The organism is Thermodesulfobacteriota bacterium (assembly GCA_040755095.1).
Taxonomy (GTDB): Bacteria; Desulfobacterota; Desulfobulbia; order Desulfobulbales; family JBFMBH01; genus JBFMBH01.
Genome location: JBFMBH010000002.1, coordinates 90,474 through 116,902 on the forward strand (window position 1 = coordinate 90,474; position 26,429 = coordinate 116,902).

Consider the following 26,429-nt stretch of genomic DNA (forward strand, 5'->3'; position numbering starts at 1 on the left):
GTTGGCCCCTTTGTTGACCATCGCCGATCTCGCCCGGCAGACCGGCCTCGAGGAGGCGGAGCTGCGGTTCTACGAGTCCGAGCACAGCGGCGAGCTGCCAGCCAAGGTTCTGGTGGGGGGGCGCCTGCTTTTCGTGCCAGAGGCAGTGGCCGCCTTCAAGGCCATCCACGCCCGCCATGCCGGCGCGGCGGCCGTGGCGCTGCCGCAGCCGCGCGTGGCCCGGGTGCTGGCCGTCACCTCCGGCAAGGGCGGGGTCGGCAAGACGAGCCTGGCCCTCAATCTGGCCGTGGAATGGCAGCGCCAGGGACGGATGACGGTGCTCCTGGACGCGGACATGGGCATGGCCAACGTGCACCTCCTGTGCGGCCTGCGGCCGGAGCGCTCCCTGGCTGATGTCCTGGCCGGCCGCTGCGGCCTGGCCGAGATCATCGCCGAGGGCCCGGAGGGGATCGGGGTCGTGGCCGGCGGCACCGGGGTCCTGGCCCTGGCGGACAGCAGCCGGCCGGAGCGCTTCGCCCTGCTCCGGGAGCTGGACACCCTGGCCCGGCAGGCGGACGCCATCATCATCGATACCGGCGCCGGCATGGGGCGCCAGGTGCGGGATTTCCTCTTCGCCTGCGATCAGCTGCTCTTTGTCCTCACCCCGGAGGTCACCTCCCTGGCTGACGCCTACGGTCTCTTGAAGGCCTTGCACCAGGAGGGCCTGGGCGGCGGCAAGGTCTTTTCTGTGGTCAACATGGCGGACAGCCTGCGCCAGGCCGCCGAGGCCGCCAGCCGCTTCGCCGCCTGCGCCGGCCGCTTCCTGGACCGGCAGGTGACGAGCTGCGGCTATGTGCTCCGGGACGCCAGCGTCAGCCTGGCGGTGGCGGAGCGGGTGCCGTTCACCCTGCTGCGGCCCCAGACCCGGGCCGCGGTCAACGCCCGCCAAGTGGCCCTGGCCCTGCTGCAGCAGGAGGACGGCTCGGTGCGCCTCCACTCCTCCTTTGCCCGCTACCACCGCCTCCTGACCGAGCGGCTGGCCGCCCTGGCCGCGCCGGCGACGGGGGTGGCCCCATGAGCTGGATCGAGGCCCTGGGTCTGGCCAGGAACCCCTTCCGGGACACCCTGGAGACTGATCTCTTCTTCCGCACCGAACAGCACGAGGCGGCCCTGGTACGCCTCAGGATCGGCATCGAAGACCGGCACGCCCTCATCCTTCTCTCCGGCCCCTCCGGCTCCGGCAAGACCCTGCTCGCCCAGGTGGCCTTGCGGGAGGCCGATCGGGCCCGGATGGCCCCGGCCCTGGTCTTCGTGCATCCGGGCATGGGCAAGGGCGAGCTTCTGGCCGCGCTCCTGCGGGAGCTGGGCCGCAAGACCGGCGGCCGCACCGTAGCGGAGCGGCTGGCCGCCGTGCAGGAGGCGGCCCTGGCCTTCCATCACCAGGGCCGGCAGCTGGTCATCGTCATCGACGAGGCCCATTTCCTGGCCAGCGATGCCCTGCACGTGCTGCGCACCCTGGCCAACCTGGAGACCGAGACCACCAAGCTTACGACCGTGCTCCTGATCGCCGAGACGCCGATCCTGAAGCGTCTGGCCCACCCCTCCTATGCCGCCATCCGCGGCCGCATCACCTTCGCTGTGCAGCTTGGCCCCCTGTCGGCGGCCGACACCGAGCAGTACATCAAATACCGGCTCCTCAAATGCAAGGCGCCTTTGTCCCTGGTCAACGGCCAGGCCTTTGCCACGGCCCACCAGCTGGCAGGCGGGCTGCCCCGCCAGATCAACCGCCTGCTGTACAACGCCTGTGTCGAGGCCCTTTCCGCCGGCAGCCGCGCCATCACTCCCGAGATCCTGAGCCGGGCTGCCGGCGCCATGGGCCATGGGCCGGCTTGAGGCGCTGCGGCGGCAACAGCCGCTTTCCCCCGCCGCCGGGGAGGGGGTGAGCGCCCAGGAGCTGGCACTCCTGACGCCGGCGGGTGCCGGCCGCGCCGGGAAGCGGCCACCCGCCGGCGCTGCCGGGGATCCGGGCCGCACCCTACCCCGGCCCGCGGAGCCTCACCCGGCCGATCAGAAGGCCTGACCGGCCACCCCGCCCGCCCGTACGTCCGGCATCCGTGCCGCGCCGGGATCAGGGCCTGGAGACGTTGCCATGACCACCGAGTGCGATCAGGATCCTTCCGGGCTGTCCGCATCGCTGCCGGATCCGGCCGGGGAGCTGGCCGCCCTGCGCCGCCAGCTGGGGCGGGCCGAGCTGGCGCGGCGGACCTTGCGCGCCTGCCAGGAGGCGGTCCGGCAGGCCCGGGACGAGATCTCCCTCCTGACCGCCGTCTGCCGGCTCGCGGTGGGCCACGGCTACCGGCTGGCCTGGGCCGGTCTGCGGCAAGAGGATCCCGAGCACCGGGTGCGGCCAGTGGCCAGCGCCGGCTTTACGCCTGGCTACGTGGACAGCCTGTCCATCACCTGGGACGATACGGCGCTCGGCCAGGGGCCTACCGGCACTGCCATCCGCACCGATCGCCCCACCATCTGCCGGGACATCGCCACCGATCCCACCTTCGCCCCCTGGCGCCAGGCGGCCCTGGACCACGGCTACGGCTCGTCCATCGCCCTGCCCTTGCGGCACCAGGGCCAGGTTCTGGGGGCACTCAACGTCTATGCGGCAGTACCGGATGCCTTCGATTCCTTCGAGGTCAGCCTGCTGGAGGATCTGGCCGACCTGGTGGCCCTTGGCCTTGCGGCCTTGCGGCAGAAGGAGGTGACCCGGCGGGCCCAGGAGGACTGGCGCACCGTCTTCGAGACCACCGGCCATCCGATCCTGATCCTGGATCGCCACCAGCGGATTCTGGCCGCCAACCGGGCTGCCCAGGAGACGCTGGGCTTCGCCGAGGCGGCGATGCTCGGCCAGCGCTGCCACCACCTGTTCCACGGCAGCAACGAGCCACCCGCCGGCTGTCCGTTCCTGGCCATGACCAGGACCGACGGCTTTGCGAGCGCCGAGCTGGCAATCGAGACCCGGGGGGGCTTCCATCTCATCTCCTGCACCCCGCTCTTCGACCACCAGGGCCAGCTCGACCGGGTCATCCACATCAGCACCGATATCAGCGAGCGGAAGCGGGCCGAGGAGGAACGGCAGCGGCTGCAGGCCCAGCTCTACCAGTCCCAGAAGATGGAGTCCATCGGCCAGCTGGCGGGGGGCGTTGCCCACGACTTCAACAACCTGCTCACCGCCATCATCGGCTACGGCGAGCTGTCCCTGGAACGGCTCCCGGCCGGTGATCCCCAGCGGGCGGATCTGGAAGAGATCCTGGCCGCAGCCGGCCGGGCCGCCCAGCTCACCAGGAGCCTCTTGGCCTTCAGCCGCAAACAGGAGCTGCACCCGCAGCCCGTGGACCTGGGCGAGCTCGTGCGACGGCTGGAGAAGTTCCTGGTCCGGATCATCGGCGAGGACATCCGCCTCGCCACTCGGCTGACCCTTGAGCCCCTGCCGATCCTGGCCGATCCCACCCAGATGGATCAGGTCCTCCTGAACCTGGCGGCCAATGCCCGGGACGCCATGCCCCGGGGCGGCCAGCTCACCATCACCACCGGCGTGGTCCTCGTTGATCCGCCCGAGGCTGCGCGCCAAGACTTGCCGCAGGCCGGTCCCCACGCCCTTCTTTCGGTCACCGACAACGGGGCTGGCATGGATGCCGCGACCCGGGCACGGATCTTCGAGCCCTTCTTCACCACCAAGGGGAAGGACCAGGGCACCGGCCTGGGCCTGGCGATTGTTTACGGCATCGTCCGCCAGCACCAGGGCGCCATCGAGGTCGCCAGCGAGCCGGGCGCCGGGACCAGCTTCCGCATCCTTCTGCCGCTGGGCCAGCCCGCCCCTGCCGGCAAGGCGATCGCGAAGCCGGCGCCCCTTGCGGCCTATGCCGGTGGCGAGACCATCCTGGTGGTGGAGGATGACGCGGCCGTCCGGAAGCTGACCAGAAGGGTGCTGGAGGAAGGCGGCTACCGGGTGCTGGAGGCGGCGGACGGCAGCGCGGGCCTCGCCTGCTTCCAGGCCCGGCACCAGGATATCGATCTTCTGCTTCTGGATGTGGTGATGCCGGGCATGAACGGCTGGGAGATGCTGGCCGAGGCCAAGGCCATTGATCCGCAGGTCCGGTTCCTCTTCACCAGTGGCTACCCCGCCGACCACATCCACGACCGGGGCATCCTGGGGGACGGGGTGAGCTTTCTCCCCAAGCCCGTCTCCCCCATGGACCTCCTGCGCCGGATCCGCCAACTCCTGGACAGCTGAGCTGGCCGCTCTCAGGGCCAGAAAACGGCGGGGCCGGTCAGCGCGTGGCCACCGGCCCCAAGTAGACCGGGCTGGTCCAGGCCTGGTAGGTCTCGCCCTCCGTGCCCGACTCGGCCCGCACCCGCAGGTAGACGAAGGCCCGCCCTGCGGGATCAAGACCGGTCCCGGTCCACTCCAGCTCGCTGCCGGCCTGTTCATGGACCAGACAGCCATTGAGGATCACCTGCATCCGGACATTGGCGGGGTCGATGGTGCCACCGCCCCGGGTGGGGCTGTGCTGCACCTGGGTGACGGCGCGCACCGTGATGGTGCCGTCGTGGGGTCCGGCATGGCCCATGAGGAGATGGCGGCCGCCGGTCTCCACCGCCAGCAAGGTGGGGATGCGGGCCCCGGCAGTGACCGCCAGGGTCTGGCGCTGCCAGACCGCCTGCCAGAGGCGGTTGCGGGAGAAGGCCGGGGCGGCGATGCCGGTCAGGCCACCCCGGAAGGCCATGCCGCACTGGTCCGGGGTCTCGTTGGCCGCCAGACCCCAATGGGAGTCGGTGCCGCCCACAAAGCCCAGACGGTGCAGCGCGCTTCCGGCCAGCACCCAGCGCTGGTAGAGGGTGCTGCGCACCGTCAGCTCCTCGCCGGCGGCGAGGTCCTGGCCGTCCAGGGGCGGATCAGCCAGGTCGCAGCCGGCGGCTGCCGGCGGCTGCCCCTCGGAGCTGCCCCACTTGGAACAGATCTCCACCTGCCGGCTGAATTCCCGGTCCATGACCTCCCAGTCGGAATGGTGGTCGTGGAGAGGGTCGGCGTCGTCGGGAACCATGGCCGGGGTGTGGACGATGGTGATGGCCCCGGCCACCTCCTCGTCCCGGAGCGCTGACCACAGGTCCTGGGCGGTCTCGGCGTAGGCGTAGTCCTGGTCGAGCTGCAGCCGGGAGCCCACCGGGGTGGCGGGGTCGATGGAGCCATAGCGCCTGGCCGGCAGCCGTTCCGGCTGGATCTCCCGGAAGATGACGTTCTTGTGGCCATAGCCGCCCTGGTCCGCCGAGCCGGCCACCGGTACGCCGTAGGTGTTGGTGTACTCCCAGCCCGGGAAGATGATGAAGGGCCTGGCGCCAGCCTGGTAGCCGCAGCCGGAGGTCCTGGTGCCCAGCTCGTTGTTGCAGGCGAGATTGATCCGCAAGAGGCTCTGCCAGGCGGAGCGCGTCCGGGAGCCGGCCGGCATCCCCAGCCCGGCCGGGTTGGGCATCTCGGCGTGGTCCGAGAGGGCGAGGAAGTCGAGGCCCTCCACCTCCCGGGCATACACATAGGCCTGGGCTGGGGTCAGGGCCGTCTGGCCGTCCGCCAGCGCGCAGTTGGCCGCATCCTTGGAAAAGGCGGAGTGGGTGTGAAACTCGCCCCAGTAGATGGAGTCCAGCCCCAGCCCAAAGCGGCTCTGGAAATAGTCGGCCACCTCGGCCGCTGGCAACGGAGCGGCGGGCCAGGCCAGACCGGCGAACAGCAGCACCACGGCAGACAGAGCAGAACGCTTCATGGCAAGGCCCTCCAAGGTGGGGGAAGTGCGGGCAGGGGCTGGCGGCAGACGGCTGCTTTCAGGCTAGCAGAGCCGCCAGCGGCCGGTCAAGCCAGGCCTTGGGCGCCGATTTGACGCCGCCACCAGCCCTGGGGTATATATTCGACCTTTGCCTGTTGGCCCGGACCGGCAGGGACCGCTTCAGGCCGTCCATGCGGTCCATCCTGTCCATGCCGTCCATCCTGTCCCAGCGGCCGCCGGCGCTGCCGGCGATCCTGCCTGACACGCCTTCGGAGGAGCCCCCATGGGTCAAACCATTGCCGAGAAGATCTTCGCCGCCCATCAGCGGGACACCCCATTCCCCGGCACCGTGGTGCTGGATCTGGACGTGGTGATGTGCCACGAGATCACCACGCCGGTGGCCATCAACGACCTCGTGGCCCGGGGCCTGGACCGGGTCTTCGATGCCGGCAGGATCAAGGCGGTCATTGACCACGTTACCCCGGCCAAAGACTCCAAAACCGCCACCCAGGGCAAGATCCTGCGGGACTGGGCCCTTCGCCACGGCATCCGCGACTTCTTCGACATCGGCCGCAACGGCGTCTGCCACGCCCTCTTCCCGGAGCAGGGCTTCATCCGCCCCGGCTACACCGTGATCATGGGCGACTCCCACACCTGCACCCACGGCGCCTTCGGTGCCTTTGCCGCCGGCATCGGCACCACGGACCTGGAGGTGGGGATCCTGAAAGGGGTGTGTGCGTTTCGCTGGCCCCAGACCCTGCGGGTGCGGCTCGAGGGCCAGCTGCCGCCGGGGGTGTCGGCCAAAGACGTCATCCTGGCCGTGATCAGGAAGCTCACGGTGAAGGGCGCCACCGACCTGGTCATGGAGTTTGTGGGCCCGGTGGTGGATCGGCTCAGCATGGAGGGCCGGATGACCCTGTGCAACATGGCCGTCGAGGCCGGGGCGACCTGCGGCATCTGCCTGCCGGACCGGGTCACGGCCGATTACCTGTGGCCGTTCATCAAGGCGGACTATCCGTCGCCGGCGGCCGCTGCCGCCGACTACCGGCGCTGGCATTCCGATCCGGATGCGGCCTACGCCGGCGAGCTGACCCTGGAGGTGAGCGACCTCGCCCCCCAGGTCACCTTTGGCTACAAGCCGGACCAGGTGGCGGATGTCACCGAGCTGGCGGGGACATCGGTGGACCAGGTCTACATCGGCTCCTGCACCAACGGCCGCATCGAGGATCTCCGGGCCGCGGCCTCCATTCTGGAGGGCCGGCGGATCGCGGAGAGCGTGCGCGGCATCCTGGCGCCGGCCACGCCGGCGGTCTACCGCCAGGCCCTGGAGGAGGGGCTCATCCACATCTTCCTCGATGCCGGCTTCTGCGTCACCAACCCCACCTGTGGCGCCTGCCTCGGCATGAGCAACGGGGTCCTGGCCGCGGGCGAGGTGTGCGCCTCCACCACCAACCGCAACTTCAACGGCCGCATGGGCAAGGGCGGCATGGTCCACCTCATGAGCCCGCAGTCCGCGGCCGCCACCGCGATTCTGGGCCGGATCAGCGATCCGCGTCCCTTCCTGCAACGAGGAGGTTCTCCCGCATGAAGGCCTTCGGCGGCCCGGCCATCTTTTTGGACCGGAGCGACATCAACACCGACGAGATCATCCCGGCCAGGTATCTCACCGAGATCAGCAAGCAGGCTTTGCAGCCGTACCTCCTGGAGGATCTGTGCCTGCCAGGCTTTGTGCCCGGCAGCCCCGAGCTGGCGGCCGCCCGGGTGCTGGTCACCCGGGCCAACTTCGGCTGCGGCTCCAGCCGGGAGCACGCGGTCTGGGTGCTGGAGGTCAATCACATCAATGTGGTGATCGCCGAAAGCTTCGCCCGCATCTTCCGGCAGAACATGTTCAACTGCGGCCTCCTGGCCGTGGAGCTGCCGGCCGCGGCCATCGACCAGCTCTTTGCCCTGGGGGGGGCGGTGGCGATCGGCGTCGATCCGGAGGCCGGCCAGCTCACCGCCAGCCAAAACGGCCAGACACTGACCTTCCCCTTCCAGCTCGCCGGCTTCGACCGGGAGCTGGTGCGCCACGGCGGCTGGCTGGCGTACGCCGACCAGAAGTACTGATGCGGAGGGCGCGGCCATGACGGATGCCAGGATCGTCGTTCTGGTGGCGGACATCACCACCCTGGCGGTGGACGCCATCGTCAATGCCGCCAACTCCTCGCTCCTGGGGGGCGGTGGCGTGGATGGTGCCATCCACCGGGCGGCCGGCCCCGACCTCGTGGCCGAGTGCCGGACCCTGGGCGGCTGCCCGACCGGGGAGGCCCGGCTGACCCGGGGCTATCGGCTGCCGGCCCGCTTCGTCATCCACACCGTGGGGCCGATCTGGCGGGGCGGCCATGCCGGCGAGGCGCAGCTCCTGGCCCGCTGCTACCAGAGCGTCTTCGCCATTGCCGCTGATCAGCATTGCACCTCCCTGGCCTTTCCAGCCATCAGCACCGGCGCCTACGGCTTTCCCAAGGACCAGGCCGCCGCGATCGCGGTGGCCGAGACCCGGGCCGCCCTGGCCCGCCTGCCGCTTCTGGCCCAGGTGACGTTCGCGGTCTTCGACCCGGCCGGCGAGCGCTGCTACCAGACCGCCCTGGCCGCGGATCCGGCCTGAGCGGTGGCGGCTTCTCCTCCCCGGTCCCGCGCTGGCCGGAGGGCCGGCACCGGCCAACCCTTCGACCTGAAGATCGAGCGTCTGGTGGCCGGCGGCCGCGGCCTGGGCCGCGGCCCGGACGGCCGGGTGGTGCTGGTGCCCCTGGTGCTGCCCGATGAGGCCGTGCGGGTGCAGCCGATCGCCAGCCGGCGGGACTACACCGAGGCCCGGCTGCTGTCCATCCTCAGCCCCAGCCCCCTGCGGGTCTCCCCGCCCTGCCCCCTGTTCGGCCGCTGCGGCGGCTGCGATCTCCAGCATGCCGCACCGGCCGCCCAGGCCGATCTCAAGACCGCCATCCTCACCGATGCCTGGCAGCACATCCTGGGCCGCTCGACCGGCGAGCTGGCCGGCGTCCTGGCCCCGCCTGTGCCGGCCCCGGATCCTCTGGGCTACCGGCTGCGCCTGCGCCTGCACACCGATGCCGCCGGCCGCCTGGGCATGCGCCGGGCGCTTTCCCACACCCTGGCGCCGGTTCGTCACTGCCCGGTGGCGACGCCGCCGGTGAACGATCTTCTGGCCGTCTGGGCCGACTGCGGCCCGGCCCGCCAGCTGGCCCGCCGGGCCGCCACCGTGGAGGTCGCCGCCGGCTGGCCGCCCGGCGAGGCTTTCGTCATCGCCCGCCTGGCGGGCGCGGCCGGCAGCCGGGAGCGGCAGCTGGCCCGGGCCGCTGGGGCGGCCCTCCCCGGCTGTGCGGCCGTGGCTGTGCTCGCGAGGGACCAGGACAGCGGCTGGTCCACCGACCCGGCCGCCCGGCTCCGCATCCGGCTGCCGGTGGGCCCCGGCGGCCCGGACCTGGCACTGGCGGTGGCGCCCGGCTCCTTCTACCAGGTGAATGGCCGCCAGAACGAGGCCCTGGTGGCCTGCGTCCTCGCCTTGGCCCAGGCTGCCCCCGGCCGCCGGATCCTGGATCTCTTCTGCGGCATGGGCAACCTCTCTTTGCCCCTGGCCAGAGCCGGGGCCCAGGTTCTCGGACTCGACCAGGCGGCGAGCGCCATCCACGCCGCCTTGGCCAATGCCGAGGCCGGTGGTCTTGCCGGTCGCGCCCGCTTCGAGACCGCCGAGGCTGCTGCTGGCCTGGCTCGCCTCCAGGCCGCCGGCCGGTGCTTCGACCTGGTGCTGCTCGATCCGCCCCGGGGCGGCTGCCCGGAGGTGGCCCAGCTCCTGGCCCGCTCCCCCTGCCCGGCGGCCCTGGTCGTCTCCTGCGATCCCGTCACCCTCATGCGGGACCTTTCCACCCTGCTGGCCGCCGGCTACGCCCTGGACCGCCTGCAGCCCCTGGACATGTTCCCCCAGACCCATCACCTGGAGACCGTGGCTCTCCTCCACTGGGCCGGGCCGCCGGCGGCTGCTGCCTGACCAGACGCATGGCCTTGAGCACGGAGATGTGCATCAGGCCGGGAAATCCTGGTTGACAGGTCCGACTGGCCCGCGGGATAACGGAGCCAGGGAGGCTTGCGGCCCGCCGCCGGACTGGCCGGCCACGGACCGCAAGCCGGCCTTCCCGCAATCCAGGGGGTGGGCCATGGCCATGACCGGGGAGGGGCACCAGGCGGCAGACGGGACCGGCGCTGCCTTGCTGGCCAGCAGCCAGACCGCTCCCTTGGCCCGTCACAGCCGGGCCGAGCAGCGCTGGTATCTTGTCGTCCTCGCCGGGCTGGTCGCCGGCCTGGGGCTCTGGTATCCGGTCCTGGCCCGGTCGTCCTACCGGGGCAGTCCGGACGTCCACGCCACCCTCGAAGTCGCCGGTGCCCTCATGGGGCTCATCACCGGCTACTCCCTGGTGACGCGCTTTGCGGCCCTGGGCAATCGCTTCCATCTCTTCATCGGCCTCGCCTTCTTTGTGAACGGTGCCGAGGACTTCGTGCATGGGCTCCTGCCGTTCGAGGCCATGCACCTTCTGGCTGATATCGGCCATGCCGATCTCGACCACGTCATCCCGGCCACCGATGTCACCGGCCGGCTGCTCTTCGGCCTCCTGCTCCTTCTGGCCATCCCCGCCGGCCGCCTGCTGCCGGAGAGCGCCAGGCCAAGGCAGGAGACGCTTCTGGTCTCGATCCCGGCCATCCTGATCCCGGCCCTGGCCACCGGGGCCGCCTTCCAGCTGCAGCTGCCCCCGGTGGTCCATCCGGAGAGCGCTCTTCCCCGGCCCCTGGACTTCGTGGCGGCGCTGATCCTCCTTCTGGCCCTGGCGGCCTTTCTTCTGGAGTACCGGCGCAGCCGGGACATGCTCCTGTGGTGGATCGCCCTGTCCATTGGCCTCAACGTGGTGGGCCAGGGGATGGTGTCGTTCTCCCGGGCGCTGTACGACCCCTTCTTTGACTTCGCCCATGCCTGCAAGGTCATGGGCTACGCGGCGCCGCTCCTGGGCTTCTCCCTGTACCAGATCGGGGTCATTGCCGAAAGGCAGCAGGTGGAGCGGAAACTGCGGGCGGCCCACGAGCGGTTTGCCGTGGTGCTGGACAGCATCGACGCCCTCATCTATGTCGCGGACCTGGACAGCCACGAGATCCTGCTCATCAACCGGTGCACCCGGGATACCTTCGGCGAGATCACCGGCCGGCTGTGCTGGCAGACCATCCAGCAGGACCAGACCGGGCCGTGTGATTTCTGCAGCAACGGGCAACTGGTCGACGCTGCCGGCCGGCTGCAGGGCACCTATGCCTGGGAGCAGCAGAACACCCGCAACCAGCGCTGGTATGCCCTCAGGGACCGGGCGATCCACTGGGTGGACGGACGCCTGGCCCGCATCACCATCGCCACGGACATCACCGCCGGCAAGCAGGCCCAGGCCGAGCGGGAGCGGCTCATCGGCGAGCTGGAGAGCAAGAACGCCGAGCTGGAGCGCTTCACCTACACCGTTTCCCACGATCTCAAGAGTCCTTTGATCACCATCGCCGGCTTCGTCGGTCTCCTGGAGAAGGACGCCCTGGCCGGTGATGTCACGCGGATGAGGTCGGATATCGCCCATATCCGCACTGCGGCCGAGCAGATGAAGGAGCTTCTGGACGACCTTCTGGAGCTGTCCCGTATCGGCCGGATTGTCCATCCGCCCCAGGTGGTGCCGGTGGGCGAGCTGGCCCAGGCCGCGGTGGGCCTGGTGGAGGGTCGCGTCCGGGAGCGGGGCGTCCAGGTGCTCATCCAGCCTGAGCTGCCCGCTGTCTTTGTGGACAAGGCCAGACTGACCGAGGTCTTCCTGAACCTGGTGGACAATGCCGTCAAGTTCATGGGCGACCAGCCGGAGCCCCGGGTGGAAATCGGCGCCCGGCAGGAGGGGGGGGAGGTTCTATGCTGGGTGCGGGACAACGGCAGCGGCATCGAGCCGCGCTACGCCAGGAAGGTGTTCGGCCTTTTCGAGCGCCTGGACCAGCGGGCCGAGGGCACCGGGATCGGCCTCACCCTCGCCAAGCGCATCGTCGAGGAGCACGGTGGCCGCATCTGGGTGGAATCGGAAGGGGACAAGAAAGGGTCGACGTTCTTTTTCACCGTGCCAGTCCGGAAGGAGGGGGAGCCGTCATGAGCCAGCAGCGATTGCAGGGGGAGCCGCTGACGATTCTGTTCGTGGAGGACAATCCGGCCCATGCCGAGCTGGTCATCCGCAGCTTCGAGGACCAGCGGGTCGCCAACACCATCCACCACGTGGCCGACGGCGAGGCGGCCCTGGACTATCTGCTGCGCCGGGGCGCCTATGCCGCGCCGGCGGACAGCCCGCGTCCCCATGTCATTCTCCTGGACCTGCGGCTGCCCAAGGTCGACGGCCTGGAGGTGTTGAAGCAGATCCGGCTGTCCGCCGAGCTGCGCACCCTGCCGGTGGTGGTTCTCACCACCTCGGCCAGCGAGGCCGATGCCGCCAAGGCCTACGACTACCATGCCAACAGCTACCTGGTGAAGCCCCTGGATTTCGCCAAGTTCTCGGAGCTGATGGAGGACCTGGGCTTCTACTGGCTGGGCTGGAACTACTACCCTTTTTCCCGGCCGGGCCGCGACTGAGGAACGGTGCGATGGCTCCCCCGGACATCCATATCCTGCTGGTGGAAGACGAGGCAGCCCACGTCGAGCTGATCCGGCGATCCCTGGAGGGGATGCCGGGTCGGGTCCGGTTGTCGGTGGCGTCCACCCTGGGGGAGGCCAACGACCTCCTGGCTCTCGGCGTCCCGGACCTGCTGATCTGCGACTACCTGCTCCCGGACGGCAAGGGCACGGACCTGCTGCCCAACAGCAAGGGGGCTGCCCCCTATCCGGTCCTGATCATGACCAGCCACGGCAGCGAGACAGTGGCTGTGACGACCATGAAGTCCGGCGCCCTGGACTACCTGGTGAAATCCGAGGCCACCCTGGCGGCCATGCCCCGCATCGTCGAGCGAACCCTGCGGGAGTGGGGGCACATCCTCGAGTACCGGCAGGCCGAGGCCCGGGTCAAGCTCAACCTGGAGCGCCTGGAGGCCTTGCTCAGCCTCAGCCAGACCCCCTGGAGCTCCGAACGGGAGCTGATCGAGGCCTCCCTGGAAGAGGGGGTGCGCCTGACTGGCAGCGATGGCGGCTATCTGCACTTTCTCGACGAGGACGCCGGGACGGCGGCGCTCTATGCCTGGTCCCGGGAGGTGAAGAAGGCCTGCCAGGTCCAGGAGCCGTCCCATTACCCCCTGGCGCGGGCCGGCATCTGGGCGGACAGCGCCCGCCGCCGCGAGCCCGTCATCCACAATGACTATTCGTCGGAGTCCAGCCGCCACGGGCTCCCCCCAGGGCACTTCCCCGTTCAGCGGCACCTGAGCGTTCCCATCAGGGACGGGGACCGCATCGTCGGCATCTGTGGGGTGGGAAACAAAAAGACGCCGTATGACGAGGCCGATGTCCTCCAGCTGTCTTTGTTCATGAACAGCATGTGGAGCATCCTGACCCGGCTGCGGATGGAAAACGAGCTCCGGCAGAGCAAGCAGGCCTGGGAGAACACCTTTGACGCCATCGGCGACGTGGTCACCATCCTCGATCGGGAGATGCGGATCGTCAAGGCCAACCAGGCCACCTGCCGGCTGCTCGGGCAGGACCTGGGCGGGATCGTGGGCCAGCACTGCTACCAGGCCTTCCGGATGGGCGACGCGCCCTGCCTCGGCTGCGCCGGCCGGCGGGCCATCGCCGAGCACCACTTTCTCACCGCCGAGGTCTATCACCGCAACCTGCAGCGGTTCTTCCTGCTCTCCTTTTCGCCGATCTTCGACGAGCACCACCAGTTCACCGGGGTGGTGCACACCGCCAAGGACATCACCGAGCTCAAGGGCCTGGAAGGCCAGATCCGGCACATGCAGAAGATGGAGGCCCTGGGAACCCTGGCCGGCGGCATCGCCCATGACATGAACAACATCCTGACACCGATCATGGGCTACGCCGAGATCGTCCAGAGCCAGCTGCCCAAGGGGAGCCGGCTCTGGGCCAACCAGGGGGAGATCCTGGCCGCCGGCCTGCGGGCCAAGGAGCTGGTCAAGCAGATCCTCACCATCAGCCGCCAGGGGGAGAGCGAAAAAAGGCCGATCCGGATCCAGCCCATCGTCAAGGAGACCCTGAAGCTCATCCGCTCGTCCATCCCGACCACCATCAGCATCGAGCAGGCCATCGACCCGGACTGCGGCCCGATCATGGCCGATCCGACCCAGATCCATCAGGTGCTCATGAACCTGTGCACCAACGCCTACCAGGCCATGCGGGAGAAGGGCGGGGTGCTGGCGGTGTCGCTGGCCGAGAAGGAGCTCGGCCCGGCCGACGCCAAGACCCAGTTTCAGCTGGAGCCTGGGGAATATGTGTGCCTGGCGATCAGCGACACCGGCTCCGGCATCCCGCCGGAGATCCGGGAGCGGATCTTCGAGCCCTACTTTTCCACGAAGAAGGATGCCCAGGGCACCGGTCTGGGGCTGGCGGTGGTCCATGGCATCGTCCAGAGCCACCGGGGACACATCTCGGTGTACAGCGAGCCGGGCAAGGGCTCCACCTTCCGGATCTACCTGCCCCGGATCCACGATCAGGTGGACAGCCAGCAGGCGGCCCTGGCGCCGGGGATCCCGGGCGGCTCCGAGCGCATCCTGCTGGTGGATGACGAGGAGCCGATCATGGAGATGGAAAGGCAGATTCTGGAGGAGCTGGGCTACCGGGTGACCGCCTTCTCCAACAGCCCGGACGCCCTGGCGGAGTTTCTGGCCCATCCGGACCGCTATGATCTGGTCATCACCGACATGACCATGCCCTCGCTCACCGGCGCCGAGCTGGCGCAGAGGATGCTGGCCGCACGGGCCGGACTGCCGATCGTTCTGTGCACCGGGTTCAGCGAGCTGATCGATGGCGAGAAGGCCAGGCGCCAGGGCATCAAGGCCTTTCTTATGAAGCCGGTGTCCATTCGGGAGCTGGCCACGGTGATGCGGGAGCTGCTGGAGGGGAAATGACGGTGGCGGCGCCGGTCACCCACGTCAACCGCCGGCGGCCGGGGCGCCCGCTGCCGGAAATCCGTGCCGGCCCAGGCCATCAAGGGACCGCTGTGCGGGATCCCTCTGTGCACGGCGGCCCGCTATCTCCTGGAGTTTCTGCGCTGATCGAGGTTTTGCGGTCCAGGACCGCCCGCACCGCCCCCAGAAGCTCCCGCCTGCGGACCGGCTTCTGGAGGTATTCGGCAAAGCCCGCCGCCAGGGCCTCTTCCCGGTCGAGGCGGTCGCTGTGGCCGGTGGCCAGGATGACGGGACAGTCCGCGCGGACGGCGCGCACCTGCCGGGCCAATTCCAGGCCGCTCTTGCCGGGCATGGTCATGTCGGTGATGACCAGGTCGAAGTGATCCGGGGCCCAGCGGAAGATCTCCCAGGCCTGAACGCTGTCGCGCAGGGTGAAGACCGTGTAGCCGGCCGGCTCGAGCACCCGGCGGTAGAGGTCGAGGAGCTGGCCCTCATCGTCCACGGCGAGAATCCGTTCGGTGCCGGTGGGCGGTGTGGTGCCGCCGCCGGCGGCACCTGCTGGCCGTTCCTGGTCCGGGGCTGCATGCACCGGCAGGTGAACCTTGAAGGTGCTGCCCTGGCCGGGCGCGCTCAGCACCCGGATGAAGCCGCGGTAGCCCTTGACGATGCCATGCACCACCGCCAGCCCCAGTCCGGTCCCCTCCCCTTCCTTCTTGGTGGTGAAATAGGGCTCGAAGATCTTTTCCAGGATGGCCCTGTCCATCCCCACCCCGGAATCGCTCACCTCGAGCTGGAGATAGTCGCCCGGCATGCTGCCCTCGCCGGGCGGCAGGTCCTCCGGATCGAGGGTCACCCGGCGCAGCGACACCGCCAGCGTCCCGCCGGCGTCCCGCATGGCGTGGTAAGCATTGGTGCACAGGTTCATGACGACCTGGTGGATCTGGCTCGGGTCGGCGAGCACCTTGTCCATGGCGATGATGTTCTGCCGGATGGTGATGGAGGCGGGCAGGGAGGAGCGCAGGAGCTTCATGGCCTCCTTGACGATGAGGGCGGCCTGGAGCGGCTGCAGGTCCTTTTCCGCCTTGCGGCAGAAGGTCAGGATCTGCTGGACCAGCTCCTTCGCCCGCTGGGCCGCGGTCAGGATGTTGGCGAGATAATCCTTCAGCCGGGGGGAGAGGGTCCCGTCTTCCATCGTCATCTCGGCATAGCCGAAGATCGCGCCCAGGATGTTGTTGAAATCGTGGGCAATGCCGCCGGCCAGCGTGCCGATGGCCTCCAGCTTCTGGGCCTGCCGCAGCTCACGCTCCAGCTCCTTGCGGCCGCTGATGTCCCGGTTCGAGGCCCGGAAGCCCAGGAAGGCCCCGGCCCCATCCAGGACCGGACGGCAGACATGCTCGATCCAGACCACCGTCCCGTCGGGCCGCCGGATCCGGAACTGGATCTCCCGCAGCGGCAGCCCCTCCCGGCCCTCTTCATGGAAGTGCTGCTCCCAGACAGGCAGGTCCTCGGGCACCACGATCCGGTGCAGCAGATCGGGGTCAGCGAGGAAGTCCTGCGGGGCATGGCCGGAGATCCGCTGGCAGGAAGGGGAGATGTAGCGGAAGGAGCCGTCCGGCGCCTGCCAGTATTCCCAGTCATGGGTGAAATCGGCCACGGTCCGGTAGCAGGCTTGCGCCTCCTCCAGGTCCTGGGTTTTTTCCCGGAGCTGGGTGGTGCGCTCGGAGACCAGCAGCTCCAGATGGCGCTGCATCCGGGCGAGGGTGAGGTGGGTGCGCACCCGGGCCAGCACCTCGGCGCTCTCGAAGGGCTTGGTGATGTAATCGACGCCGCCGGTGGCAAAGGCGCGCACCTTGTCCTCGGCGTCGTCCAGGGCGCTGATGAAGACGACTGGAACGTCACGGGTGAGCGGGTCGTCCTTCAGCAGCCGGCAGACCTCGTAGCCATCCATGTCCGGCATGCGGATGTCCAGCAGGATGAGGTCCGGCGGGGTGGCCCGGGCAGACTGCAAGGCGAACGCCGGGCTGATCGTCGGCCGCACGAGATAGCCGGCCCCCTCCAGGATGCCGGCCAGGAGATCGAGGTTGGCCGGTATGTCGTCGACGATGAGAATGCCGCCCGCACCAGGCCCGTTCAGGGAAGGGGATGAGGATGCCATGCCGTCCATGGTGTCTGCCTCGGGACTCATGAGCAGGAGGTCCAGGAGTTTCTTCACGATGTGAGAAGCCTGTGGAGCTGGTCGAACTGGTGGCGGGTGACAAATCCGTCCAGGGCCCGCAGGGCCTCGCCGTGCTCGGCCGCCAGCTCACTGATGCGGGCGAGGCACTCCCCGCGGTCACAGCGCAGCGTTGCCTCGGCGAGGACCTGCCGCGCTTCCCAGGGGACCCGGGCGAGCAACCCCGCCCAGGCCCGGTCATCCAGGCGCCTTTCCTCGGCCGGCGGCACCTCTTCATAGATGAAGCGCACCCCCAGCTGCCTTTCCATGACGCCAAGGATCTCCTCCGGCCGGAAGGGCTTGCGGACAAAGTCGTCGCAGCCCGCGGCCAGGATCTCTTGCCGCTGCTCTTCGAAGGCGCTGGCGGTCAGCGCCACCACCGGCGTGTGCGCCCCGGCCGCGGTGGACTTGATCCGCCGGGTGGCCTCGAAGCCGTCCATCCCAGGCATGCGGATGTCCATCCAGACCAGATCCGGCGCCAGGCTGGCGAACCGCTCCACCGCTTCCCGGCCGTCTTCGGCCTCCAGCACCGCAAAGCCGGCGCTTTCCAGGAGACGGCGGAGCAAGAGGCGGCTTTCCTTCCGGTCTTCGACCACGAGAATGCGGTACTGCCGCTGGCCCGGGGCAAGTCCCACCACCCGCCGCCGTGCCGGCGCGGGAGGGACGGCTTCCTCCAGCGGCGCCAGGGACACCGGCAGGAAGACGCTGAAGGTGGAGCCCCGGCCAGGGGTGCTCGCCGCCTCGATCCGGCCGCCCATGAGCGTTGCGAATTCCCGGCAGATGGCCAGGCCCAGGCCGGTGCCAGAGGCCTGCTCCCGCAAGGCGCCCGCCTGGACAAAGGGATCGAAGATGGTGTCAAGCCTGTCCGGGGCGATTCCGACGCCGGTGTCCGTGACATCGAAGCGCAGGACCACGGCCTGGTCCTTCCCGGATTCCGGTACCGGAGAGGCCACGCCGATGCGCAGGGTCACCTGGCCCCTGGGGGTGAACTTGAGCGCGTTGCCGATGAGATTGACCAGGACCTGGCGGAGCTTGCCCTCATCGCCGAAAAAGGAGGCCGGAGCGCCGGGGTCCTGATGGATGGAGAAGGCAAGGCCCTGGGCTGCGGCCTGCGAGGCGAACATCGTCTCGATCTCGTGCCGGAGCCGGGACAGGGCAACCGGGGCGTGCTCCAGCACGATCCGGCCGGCCTCGATCCGGGCGATCTCCAGGATGTCGTTGATGAGCGCCAGGAGATGCTCGCCGTTCCGACCCACCAGGGCGAGATCCTCCCGGTGCCGGGCCGGCATGTCGGCGCTCTTCGCCAGCAGCTGCACAAAGCCCAGAATGACGTTCAGGGGGGTGCGCAGCTCATGACTCATGTTGGCGAGAAAGAGGCTCTTGGCCCGGTTGGCGGCTTGCGCCGCGTCCAGGGCCTGAGCCAGCTCGGCCGTGCGGCTCTCCACCAGCTCCTCGAGGTTGCGCTCACTCTCGGCCAGGGACATCTGGGCCAGACGCCGCTCCCGGACCTCACGCTCCAGCTCATCCCGGATGCGGTCGTAGTAGAGGAGGATGATGCCGACGGCCGACGCCAGAAAAAGGAGGGTGGCGAGCAGGAACCCCCAGGGGGCAAACCAGGACAGAGGACGGAGAAACGGATAATCCGCCCGGTGGATGCCCCAGAGGATCAGGGCCGAGCCAGCCACCATCCTGCCGGAGCCGCTGGTGCGGTCGTGGCGGAAAATGGCTACCCCGGCCGTGGCAAAGAGCAGGCCGGTGAACAGGGATACTGGCAGATCGGCCCAGAAGAACGGAACATGCAGCGCCTGTGCCGCGCCTGCCCAGAAGAGACACGCCAACGCCCCCCATCGCCACCAGGGAGCGGCGGGCCTGCCCCGCAGCGCATTCGCCCCGTGCACGCACAACAGCGCCCCCCCGACGGTGGCTGTCTCCTGAGCCACCGCCAGCCAGGGCGGCGCCAGACGCAGCACCAGGGCGATCTGGACGACGAACCGGAGCGAATAGATCCCCCAGGCGGCGCCCCACATGAGGAGCAGCCGGTCCCGGCTGGTGAGGTACAAGCGCAGGTAGAGCGCCGCGACCAGGAGCGACACGGCGGTCGTGACGATCAGCGCCGGGACGAGCAAAGAGCCCATGGCCTAGCGTCCGTGCCCCCCGCCGGGGCAGCGTCAAGGGAGAAGAGAAGAATGGTCGAGGCCCGGCACCGGGCGGCGGTTGGCCTTGCCAGGAGAGAGGTCTGGCGGCAGGCGGTGCTCGGAAAGGGCGGCACCAAAATAGTGGCCAGGTGACCCATCATCCACCGGTAGTCAGTGATGGCTTCTCGGGAAAGATATCACTGTTATACACGGGATCCGTCGAGGCAGCAACCGGGTGCGGCCCGCCAACTGAAGAGCGAATGCCGGTCAAGGGATGTGGAACCGCAGAAGGGACCTGGCAGAACGGATGCGAGACGGCAACAACCGGTACCGGCCCTGGCGGCCGGGCGCAGCGTCTTCACTCTCCGGCAAGATTGCTCAGGAGCCGCCGGTAATCCAACAGGCTCTCCCGCACCATGCTCGAAACCAGGTTGATGAAGGGCTGATTCTCTCCCCGGTTGCTGGCCTTGAGTGCGTCGATGTACTCGTGCCGCACGACCGGCGGGATGATGGTGATGGGGTATCCGGCCTGCAGGAGGGCCAGATTCATGAGCAGGCGGGCGGTTCGGCCGTTGCCGTCAAGGAAAGGGTGGATATTGGCCAGGCCGATGTGGAGCAAGGCCGCAAGCTCGATCGGATGGAGCGAGGCTCGCCGGGCCTGCAAGGAGACGAGCATCTCCTGCATCCGCGGCTTGAGCTCCCCTGGCCGCGGCAGCTGCATCGTCGAGCCGGTGATGACCACGCCGATCTTCCGATAACGGCCCGCGTTCCTGGGGTCGATGCGGAAATAGAAAAGCCGATGCAGGTCGCGGACGTTCTTTTCGGTTATCGCCGGCTGCCGTGCCAGCCTGTACAGAAGATCATAGGCCTCGGCGTGTCCGATCGCCTCCAGATGCTCCTTGAGCTGCTTGCCGCCGATGGTGATGCCGTCCTCCAGAACGATCCTGGTCTCCGATTCGGTGAGTCCGCTCCCTTCCAGGGCATTGCTGGCATACGTGAGCCCCACCCGGTAGTAGTCCCGGAGCTGTTTCATGGCCGGGGCCGGGAGGGGCCGCCTGGCGTCGATCTCCTGCTTGAGCTGTTCGGCCTCGTGGATGCGGTTCCTGAAGGTCATGGCGTGGGCCTCTTGGCTTGCGGCAGCTTCCTTCCGGGGCCGCCGACGTTCTTGACTACCCTAGCAGGTTGCCCGGTCAAGCTCCAGCGCCAAAGCCGGCCGGCAGCCGGCTCCTCACCTCCCGGACCACTCATAGCCGTCCCCGGGGCTCGGTTTCTTGGGGCGGCGCCTGCGGAAACGTGGCAGACTGAGGCGCCGGCTGCGGCCGGCCCGTCAAGACCCCGGCCCCTTCCTGCCAACCCGCATCCCTGGAGAGCCCGTGTCCCCCCATACCCCTGCTGCCGATTTTCATGCCCTGACCCCGGACGTCATCATCTCGGTGGTGGAAAAGGCCGTGGGCCACCACTGCACCAACCTCTGCCGGCCCCTCAACAGCTACATCAACCGGGTCTACGAGCTGGAGCTGGAGGAGGGCGGCGGCATCATCGGCAAATTCTACCGGCCGGGCCGCTGGTCTCGCCAGACCATCGCCGACGAGCACGATTTCCTGGCCGAGCTGACCGAGCGGGAGATCCCGGTGATCCCGCCCCTGCCTCTGGCCGGCGGCCAGACCCTGGGGGAGCATCGCGGCATCTTCTTCGCTGTCTTTCCCAAGAAAAGCGGCCGGATTCTCGACGAGCTCACCCTGGATCAATGGGAGGAGATCGGCCGCCTCCTGGGCCGGGTGCACCGGGTGGGGGCGATGCGCCAGGCCCAGGCCCGGCCGCTGCTCGCCCCCCAGGAATCCACCCGCCGGCATGTCAGCTACCTCATCGAAGGCCGGTTCATCCCCGCCGAGCTGGTCGAGGACTATCGCCGGATCAGCGCCGAGCTGCTGGAGACCATCACCCCGCTCTTCGCCGGACACGAGGCCATCCGTATCCATGGCGACTGCCACTTCTCCAACATCATCCTGCGGCCCGGAGAGTCCTTCTATCTCATCGATCTCGATGACATGGTGACCGGGCCGCCGGTCCAGGACCTGTGGATGCTCCTGCCGGGCTATGCCCGCGACTCCCGGGCCGAGATCGCGGCCTTCCTGGAGGGCTACGAGACCTTCCGGCCCTTTCCCCGCCGAACCCTCAGCCTCATCGAGCCGTTGCGGGCCATGCGCTTCATCCACTATTCCGCCTGGTGCGCCTACCAGGCCGCCGACGTCGCCTTCTCGCCCCTGGGTGGCGACTGGGGCAGCGCCGAGTACTGGCGCCAGGAGATCCGGGACCTGGCTGAGCAGATCGCCCATATCCGGGACGAGGATGGCCTGCCCTGACCAGAGGAGCCCGGCTCCCTGGCTCCCTGAGACCCGACCACCGCAACGACCTTGCTTTCGAGCCGCTGCGCTCGTCCTGCCCCCGGTTCGGCTACGCGGTAACCCGCCCCTCGCCCGCAATTCGCCAGACAGACGCGGGTTGCAGCAATTCATTCGGAAAAAGAGGGTTGATCTGGCGCGGCGTTTTGGCCTATCATGGCTTACGTTGCCTGAGATAGCCGCTCGCCCATAATCACCAGACAGGAAAAACAAGGTTCTTCAGTGGTGCGGATGTGCTCCATGCTGGGATCTGTTGGAACGTATCCCAGTCGTGATTGGCATTCCGCCTGGTCACATCTATTCGCATCGAAACGGACAAGGAGGAGGCGATGGGACAGTTCAGCATCGGCAAGGGAAAGGATTTTTACAAGGAGCAGCTCGGCTATCTTGGCACCAATGATATCGAAGGTCTGCTGCAGGAACATTATCATCCTGATGCAGTGATGGTGACATTTGACGGCATCCGCCGGGGTCATGCTGAGCTGCGGCAATATTTCGTCAACACTCTTTCCTCCATGGGCCAGATTACCGAGCTTTCCACCCAGTACTTCGCGGAAACAGAAGACGTGATCATCTTCAAGGCCACCATCACCGACTCGAAGCGCGGCACGGTCCACGCCGACAACGCCCTGTACCTCAAAGACGGCAAGATCCATCGCCACATCGCCCTGACCATTCTGCCCCAGTACGACTACACCAAGCTGGGCACGCTTTGGACCGACTGAGCACTTCTTCTTTCATCTGCATCGATTCAGTTGGAGGGATCATGAGCTGGGGACAGGATTTCCTGAATGAGCATGTGGGCTATCTTCAGAGCCGGGACTTCGATGGCCTTATGGAGCACCACTACCACGACGATGCTGAGCTGGTCACCTTCGAGTTCACCCTCAAGGGCAAGGCCGCCATCAAGCAATACCTCTCCGTCGATCAGCCCAAGAAGTCCGGCAAGATTCTCGGCATGACCATGGACGCCTATGCCGAGTCCGATGACACCATCATCTTCACCGCCTCGGTCAACAGCGAGCACCTGGGCGTGTTTGTGGCCCGGGACGCCCTCTATGTCAAGGACGGCAAGGTGCTGCGTCATATCGCGCTCACCCTGCCGCCCGCCAAGGACAAGGCGATCTATCAGGCCATGGGCTAGGGCCAGGCGGCGGCCGGCGCGGTCCCTTCCCGGGCGTCCCGACCCCGGCTTGACCTTTCACCAAGAGGAGGAATTGATCGTGGGAGCCTTTGTGCCTGTTATCCATCGCTTCGAGGCAACGGTCGCCAGCTTCTTTGTCAACGCCTTCCTGGTGGAGACCGAGCACGGCGTGGTGGCCATCGACGCCACCCTGGCGATCTCGTCCAGCGCCGCCCTGCGCCGCAAGATCGATGAGGAGATCAGAAAACCGCTCCTGGCCGTTCTCGTCACCCACGGTCATCCCGACCACTACACCGGCCTGGTCGAGCTGACCCGCGGCCTGGACGTGCCGATCATCGCTACCCAAGGCACCCTGGATTTCGCCCGAGCCGAGGACAAAGAAAAAGAAAAGACCGCCATCCTCATCTTCGGCGACGACTACCCCCGGCAGCGGATCTTTCCCAACACCATCGTCAGCGACGGCTACCAGGCGACCTTCGATGGCGTCACCTTCAGCCTCCAGGACTATGGTCCCGGCGAGTCGGACGCGGATTCCATCTGGATCCTCGATAGCGATGGGGTCAAGCACGTCTTTCTGGGTGACATCGTCCACAACCACATGCACTGCTTCTTCCGGGACGGCCATGCCCTCGCCTGGATCAGCAATCTGGAACGGCTGACCCGGGACTTCGACCACCGGGCCATTCTCTACACCAGCCACGGCGAGCCGGCGGGCACCGAGATCGCCTTCTGGCACAAGGGCTACATCGAGGCCTTCCTCTGCGCCCTCAAGTCCATGCTGGGAAACCGGGACCGCCTCACGGACCCCGAAAAACAGGCCCTGGTGGGCAAGATGCAGGCCTACCTCCCCAACGACAAGACCCTGTTCCTCCTGACCTACGAGCTGGACGAGACCGTGAAGCTCCTGAGGTCGAGAGGAATCGTCTGACTTGGCGTGCTGGTCGTTGCCGCTTATTCCTTCTCCCCTCTTGGAGGTGATGCATGAGCAAGAAGGTCCTCTGCGTGCTGTCTGAATTCGGCTACTGGGGTGAGGAGCTGATCGGACCCCTGGAGACCCTGGACAAGGCAGGCTACCAGGTGGTGTTCGCCACCCCCAAGGGCCGGCGGGCCCATGCCCTGCCGCCCAGCATGGATCCGGCGTACGTGGATCCGCCCCTGGGCAAGCCGGTGACCTCGGCGGAGATGGCGGCCAAGGTCTCGGCGGTGGACAGCTCCACCCGCCTGGACCAGCCCCTCAATCTGTCCCAGATCCTGCCCGAGCGGCCCTACCCCAGCTCCGCCACCTTCATCCGGGATTTCGAGGCGTACAACGATGCCCTGGACATGGCCCTGGCCGGCATCCTTGCCGACTACGCTGCACTCCTCATGGTGGGAGGCAGCGGCCCCCAGGTGGACATGGTCAACAACCAGCGGCTGCACGATCTCATCCTCGGCTTCCACCGCGCCGACAAGCCCATCGCCGCCGAGTGCTATGCCGTGACCTGCCTGGCCTTTGCCCGGGACTACCATCTCCGCAAGAGCATCATCTGGGGCAAGCACGTCACCGGCCATCCCCTGGAATACGACTACAAGGATGGCAACGGCTTCCTCGGCGTCGATTTCAACATGGGGCCGCCGCCCTACCCCCTTGAATTCATCCTCCGGGATGCGGTGGGGCCCAAGGGTCAGTTCCACGGCAACGTTGGCCGCAAGATCTCGGCCATTGTCGACTACCCGTTCATCACCGGCCGCTCCACCGCCGACTCGTACAGGACCGGCGAGCTCCTGGTGCAGGTGCTGGAACAGGGCCTGCGCCGGTACGGCTGGTGACCGCCGCCGGCACGGCGGCGGTCACCACGGGGTGCGAAAGAGACAGGGAGGATCCATGACCGAGAAGACCGGCCGGCAGGTGATGATCGAGCAGCTCCTTGCGGACGGCATGCGCTTCATGTTCGGCAATCCCGGCACCGTGGAGCAGGGCTTCCTGGATGCCCTTTGGGATTACCCGGACCTGAAGTACATCCTGACCCTGCAGGAGTCGGTGGCGGTGCTCATGGCAGACGGCCATGCCCGGGCGACCCAACGACCGGCCCTGGTGCAGCTCCACAGCACACCGGGGGTGGGCAACGCCATCGGCGCCCTCTACCAGGCCAAGCGCGGCCATGCGCCGCTGGTGGTCATCGGCGGCGACGCCGGGGTCAAGTACCTGGCCATGGATGCCCAGATGGCCGGTGACCTGGTCGCCTTCTGCGAGCCGGTGACCAAGTGGTCCACGGTGGTCCTGGATCCCTCCTCCCTGTTGCGCACCTTGAGGCGGGCGGTGAAAATCGCCGCCACGCCGCCCATGGGCCCGGTCTACGTCTGTCTGCCCATGGACATCCTCGATGCCCCGGCCGCGGAGACGGTCCGGCCCACCAGCATCCCCTCCACCAGGACCCGCCCCGACCCGGCGCAGGTCAAGACCATTGCCGGCTGGCTGTTGGGAGCCCTGCGGCCAACCATCTTCATGGGGGACGGCGTGGCCTATTCCGGTGCCCAGGAGGAGCTGACCCGGCTGGCGGAGCTTCTGGGCGCCGAGGTCTGGGGGGTGGATGCCGGCGAGCTCAACATGGCCTACGACCATCCCCTGTACCGGGGGCAGACCGGCCACATGTTCGGCGTCATGAGCCGGCCGATCATGCAGAAGGGAGATGTCAATCTCATTGTCGGCACCTATGTGCTGCCGGAGGTCTTCCCGGAATTGGGGGACATCTTTGCCCCGGACGCCAAGGTGGTGCATATCGACCTCAATGCTTACGAGATCGCCAAGAACCATCCCGTGGATCTTGGGGTGGTCGCCGATCCGAAGCTGACCCTGGCCGCCCTGGCCGAGGCGGTGGCGGAGCTGCAGACTCCGGAGCAGATGCAAGGCGCCGAGGCCAGACGCACAGCCCTTGCTGCGGCCAAGCAGGCAGCCTTGGACGCCGAGCTGGCCCGGGACGCGGCAGTCCGGGAGGCGGTGCCCTTGCAGGCGGCCCGTTTCATGACCGAGCTGGCAGCCGCGCTGCCGGCGGATGCCATCGTCTTCGACGAGGCCCTGACCAGCTCGCCGGCCCTGACCCGGTACCTGCCGCCCCGGCGCACCGGAGAGTTCTTCCAGACCCGGGGTGGCTCCCTGGGGGTGGGGATTCCCGGTGCCATCGGCGTCAAGCTCGCTTGTCCGGAGCGGACGGTGATCGGCTTTTCCGGCGACGGCGGCGCCATGTACACCATCCAGGCCCTGTGGAGCGCTGCCCGCCACAACGTGGCCGCCAAATTCGTGATCTGCAACAACGCCTCCTACCGGCTGCTGCAGCTCAACATTCAGCAGTACTGGCGGGAGCAGGCCATCCCGGCCCACGACTTCCCCTTGAGCTTCGATCTGTCCCAGCCGCCGATCCGCTTCGACGAGCTGGCCCGCTCCATGGGGGTAGCGGCCGTCCGGGTGGAGCAGCCGCACCAGATCGGGCCGGCCATCCAGGCGATGCTGGCCCATCCGGGTCCGTTCCTGGTGGATCTGGTCCTGGAAGGAAGCTGCCGGCCGGAGATGGTCCATCTCCGCTGCGGCCAATGACCCCGAATCGTCTTGCCCCTTGACCCCAGCAAGAAAAGGGGCGCCCCGGGGCGGCCCCCGGGGGGGGG

21 protein-coding genes are annotated in these 26,429 nt (G+C 68.2%); 17 read left to right on the forward strand and 4 right to left on the reverse strand.

The genetic code is table 11. From position 1 onward, the window contains the following. Window position 1: 1 nt before the first annotated feature. From AB1634_00935 to AB1634_00950, 4 genes are all read left to right on the forward strand, one after another. Window positions 2-1,057 carry an AAA family ATPase gene (locus tag AB1634_00935; protein ID MEW6218084.1) on the forward strand — a complete coding sequence of 352 codons (1,056 nt, stop codon included), beginning with the start codon at window positions 2-4 and terminating at the stop codon, window positions 1,055-1,057. Then, complete coding sequence (locus AB1634_00940) at window positions 1,054-1,872, forward strand: AAA family ATPase (GenBank protein MEW6218085.1); 819 nt, start codon at window positions 1,054-1,056, stop codon at window positions 1,870-1,872. Before AB1634_00935 ends, AB1634_00940 begins: the two co-directional genes overlap by 4 nt. After that, window positions 1,859-2,059 (forward strand): hypothetical protein, encoded by a 201-nt coding sequence (locus AB1634_00945; GenBank protein MEW6218086.1) that lies wholly within the window; start codon window positions 1,859-1,861, stop codon window positions 2,057-2,059. The genes AB1634_00940 and AB1634_00945 overlap by 14 nt, the downstream gene beginning before the upstream one ends. Before the next feature lie 69 nt (window positions 2,060-2,128). Further along, window positions 2,129-4,267 (forward strand): ATP-binding protein, encoded by a 2,139-nt coding sequence (locus AB1634_00950; GenBank protein ID MEW6218087.1) that lies wholly within the window; start codon window positions 2,129-2,131, stop codon window positions 4,265-4,267. 37 nt (window positions 4,268-4,304) lie between these two features. Here the strand turns inward: AB1634_00950 and AB1634_00955 are convergent, their stop codons facing one another. Continuing rightward, on the reverse strand, window positions 4,305-5,789 hold the full coding sequence (locus tag AB1634_00955) for a hypothetical protein (protein ID MEW6218088.1): 1,485 nt from the start codon (window positions 5,787-5,789) through the stop codon (window positions 4,305-4,307). Window positions 5,790-6,072: 283 nt separating this feature from the next. On the opposite strand from AB1634_00955, the gene AB1634_00960 reads away from it, so the two are divergent. The 7 genes from AB1634_00960 (at window position 6,073) to AB1634_00990 (ending at window position 14,897) form a co-directional block, all read left to right on the forward strand. Then, window positions 6,073-7,377 (forward strand): 3-isopropylmalate dehydratase large subunit, encoded by a 1,305-nt coding sequence (locus AB1634_00960; GenBank protein ID MEW6218089.1) that lies wholly within the window; start codon window positions 6,073-6,075, stop codon window positions 7,375-7,377. Further along, a complete protein-coding gene (locus AB1634_00965; protein ID MEW6218090.1) occupies window positions 7,374-7,895 on the forward strand; it encodes a 3-isopropylmalate dehydratase small subunit in 522 nt (173 codons plus the stop codon). The genes AB1634_00960 and AB1634_00965 overlap by 4 nt, the downstream gene beginning before the upstream one ends. A gap of 16 nt (window positions 7,896-7,911) precedes the next feature. Next, window positions 7,912-8,433, forward strand: a complete 522-nt coding sequence (locus tag AB1634_00970) for an O-acetyl-ADP-ribose deacetylase (protein ID MEW6218091.1) — start codon at window positions 7,912-7,914, stop codon at window positions 8,431-8,433. 3 nt (window positions 8,434-8,436) lie between these two features. Further along, window positions 8,437-9,828 carry a class I SAM-dependent RNA methyltransferase gene (locus AB1634_00975; protein MEW6218092.1) on the forward strand — a complete coding sequence of 464 codons (1,392 nt, stop codon included), beginning with the start codon at window positions 8,437-8,439 and terminating at the stop codon, window positions 9,826-9,828. Window positions 9,829-9,994: 166 nt separating this feature from the next. Continuing rightward, window positions 9,995-11,989 carry an ATP-binding protein gene (locus AB1634_00980; GenBank protein MEW6218093.1) on the forward strand — a complete coding sequence of 665 codons (1,995 nt, stop codon included), beginning with the start codon at window positions 9,995-9,997 and terminating at the stop codon, window positions 11,987-11,989. After that, window positions 11,986-12,459, forward strand: coding sequence for a response regulator (locus tag AB1634_00985; GenBank protein MEW6218094.1), 474 nt, complete (start codon window positions 11,986-11,988; stop codon window positions 12,457-12,459). Before AB1634_00980 ends, AB1634_00985 begins: the two co-directional genes overlap by 4 nt. An 11-nt stretch (window positions 12,460-12,470) precedes the next feature. After that, on the forward strand, window positions 12,471-14,897 hold the full coding sequence (locus AB1634_00990) for a response regulator (protein ID MEW6218095.1): 2,427 nt from the start codon (window positions 12,471-12,473) through the stop codon (window positions 14,895-14,897). Window positions 14,898-14,976: 79 nt separating this feature from the next. Here AB1634_00990 and AB1634_00995 read toward each other — a convergent pair whose 3' ends face one another. The 3 genes from AB1634_00995 to AB1634_01005 all read right to left on the reverse strand — a co-directional run bounded on the left by AB1634_00995 (window position 14,977) and on the right by AB1634_01005 (window position 20,358). Next, window positions 14,977-17,109 (reverse strand): response regulator, encoded by a 2,133-nt coding sequence (locus tag AB1634_00995; GenBank protein MEW6218096.1) that lies wholly within the window; start codon window positions 17,107-17,109, stop codon window positions 14,977-14,979. Continuing rightward, window positions 17,106-19,244 carry a response regulator gene (locus tag AB1634_01000; GenBank protein ID MEW6218097.1) on the reverse strand — a complete coding sequence of 713 codons (2,139 nt, stop codon included), beginning with the start codon at window positions 19,242-19,244 and terminating at the stop codon, window positions 17,106-17,108. Before AB1634_01000 ends, AB1634_00995 begins: the two co-directional genes overlap by 4 nt. A gap of 358 nt (window positions 19,245-19,602) precedes the next feature. Continuing rightward, window positions 19,603-20,358 (reverse strand): Fic family protein, encoded by a 756-nt coding sequence (locus AB1634_01005; GenBank protein MEW6218098.1) that lies wholly within the window; start codon window positions 20,356-20,358, stop codon window positions 19,603-19,605. Window positions 20,359-20,617: 259 nt separating this feature from the next. On the opposite strand from AB1634_01005, the gene AB1634_01010 reads away from it, so the two are divergent. The 6 genes from AB1634_01010 (at window position 20,618) to AB1634_01035 (ending at window position 26,361) form a co-directional block, all read left to right on the forward strand. Continuing rightward, window positions 20,618-21,607 (forward strand): serine/threonine protein kinase, encoded by a 990-nt coding sequence (locus AB1634_01010; GenBank protein MEW6218099.1) that lies wholly within the window; start codon window positions 20,618-20,620, stop codon window positions 21,605-21,607. Between the two features lie 368 nt (window positions 21,608-21,975). Further along, the gene (locus AB1634_01015) at window positions 21,976-22,371 is read left to right on the forward strand and encodes a nuclear transport factor 2 family protein (GenBank protein ID MEW6218100.1); all 396 of its coding nucleotides are present in this window, start codon (window positions 21,976-21,978) and stop codon (window positions 22,369-22,371) included. Window positions 22,372-22,412: 41 nt separating this feature from the next. Then, on the forward strand, window positions 22,413-22,790 hold the full coding sequence (locus AB1634_01020; protein ID MEW6218101.1) for a hypothetical protein: 378 nt from the start codon (window positions 22,413-22,415) through the stop codon (window positions 22,788-22,790). Window positions 22,791-22,869: 79 nt separating this feature from the next. After that, complete coding sequence (locus AB1634_01025) at window positions 22,870-23,718, forward strand: MBL fold metallo-hydrolase (GenBank protein ID MEW6218102.1); 849 nt, start codon at window positions 22,870-22,872, stop codon at window positions 23,716-23,718. Window positions 23,719-23,771: 53 nt separating this feature from the next. Next, window positions 23,772-24,599 (forward strand): type 1 glutamine amidotransferase domain-containing protein, encoded by an 828-nt coding sequence (locus AB1634_01030; protein MEW6218103.1) that lies wholly within the window; start codon window positions 23,772-23,774, stop codon window positions 24,597-24,599. Window positions 24,600-24,654: 55 nt separating this feature from the next. Beyond that, on the forward strand, window positions 24,655-26,361 hold the full coding sequence (locus AB1634_01035) for a thiamine pyrophosphate-binding protein (GenBank protein ID MEW6218104.1): 1,707 nt from the start codon (window positions 24,655-24,657) through the stop codon (window positions 26,359-26,361). The last annotated feature ends 68 nt before the right edge of the window (window positions 26,362-26,429 follow it).

What these genes read in the sequence shown, in the direction of transcription:
- AB1634_00940 (MEW6218085.1), top strand. Translation starts at nt 1,054, where the DNA reads ATGAGCTGGATCGAGGCCCTGGGTCTGGCCAGGAACCCCTTCCGGGAC.
- AB1634_00945 (MEW6218086.1), top strand. Translation starts at nt 1,859, where the DNA reads ATGGGCCGGCTTGAGGCGCTGCGGCGGCAACAGCCGCTTTCCCCCGCC.
- AB1634_00950 (MEW6218087.1), top strand. Translation starts at nt 2,129, where the DNA reads ATGACCACCGAGTGCGATCAGGATCCTTCCGGGCTGTCCGCATCGCTG.
- AB1634_00955 (MEW6218088.1), bottom strand. Translation starts at nt 5,789, where the DNA reads ATGAAGCGTTCTGCTCTGTCTGCCGTGGTGCTGCTGTTCGCCGGTCTG.
- AB1634_00960 (MEW6218089.1), top strand. Translation starts at nt 6,073, where the DNA reads ATGGGTCAAACCATTGCCGAGAAGATCTTCGCCGCCCATCAGCGGGAC.
- AB1634_00965 (MEW6218090.1), top strand. Translation starts at nt 7,374, where the DNA reads ATGAAGGCCTTCGGCGGCCCGGCCATCTTTTTGGACCGGAGCGACATC.
- AB1634_00970 (MEW6218091.1), top strand. Translation starts at nt 7,912, where the DNA reads ATGACGGATGCCAGGATCGTCGTTCTGGTGGCGGACATCACCACCCTG.
- AB1634_00980 (MEW6218093.1), top strand. Translation starts at nt 9,995, where the DNA reads ATGGCCATGACCGGGGAGGGGCACCAGGCGGCAGACGGGACCGGCGCT.
- AB1634_00985 (MEW6218094.1), top strand. Translation starts at nt 11,986, where the DNA reads ATGAGCCAGCAGCGATTGCAGGGGGAGCCGCTGACGATTCTGTTCGTG.
- AB1634_00990 (MEW6218095.1), top strand. Translation starts at nt 12,471, where the DNA reads ATGGCTCCCCCGGACATCCATATCCTGCTGGTGGAAGACGAGGCAGCC.
- AB1634_01000 (MEW6218097.1), bottom strand. Translation starts at nt 19,244, where the DNA reads ATGGGCTCTTTGCTCGTCCCGGCGCTGATCGTCACGACCGCCGTGTCG.
- AB1634_01005 (MEW6218098.1), bottom strand. Translation starts at nt 20,358, where the DNA reads ATGACCTTCAGGAACCGCATCCACGAGGCCGAACAGCTCAAGCAGGAG.
- AB1634_01015 (MEW6218100.1), top strand. Translation starts at nt 21,976, where the DNA reads ATGGGACAGTTCAGCATCGGCAAGGGAAAGGATTTTTACAAGGAGCAG.
- AB1634_01020 (MEW6218101.1), top strand. Translation starts at nt 22,413, where the DNA reads ATGAGCTGGGGACAGGATTTCCTGAATGAGCATGTGGGCTATCTTCAG.
- AB1634_01030 (MEW6218103.1), top strand. Translation starts at nt 23,772, where the DNA reads ATGAGCAAGAAGGTCCTCTGCGTGCTGTCTGAATTCGGCTACTGGGGT.
- AB1634_01035 (MEW6218104.1), top strand. Translation starts at nt 24,655, where the DNA reads ATGACCGAGAAGACCGGCCGGCAGGTGATGATCGAGCAGCTCCTTGCG.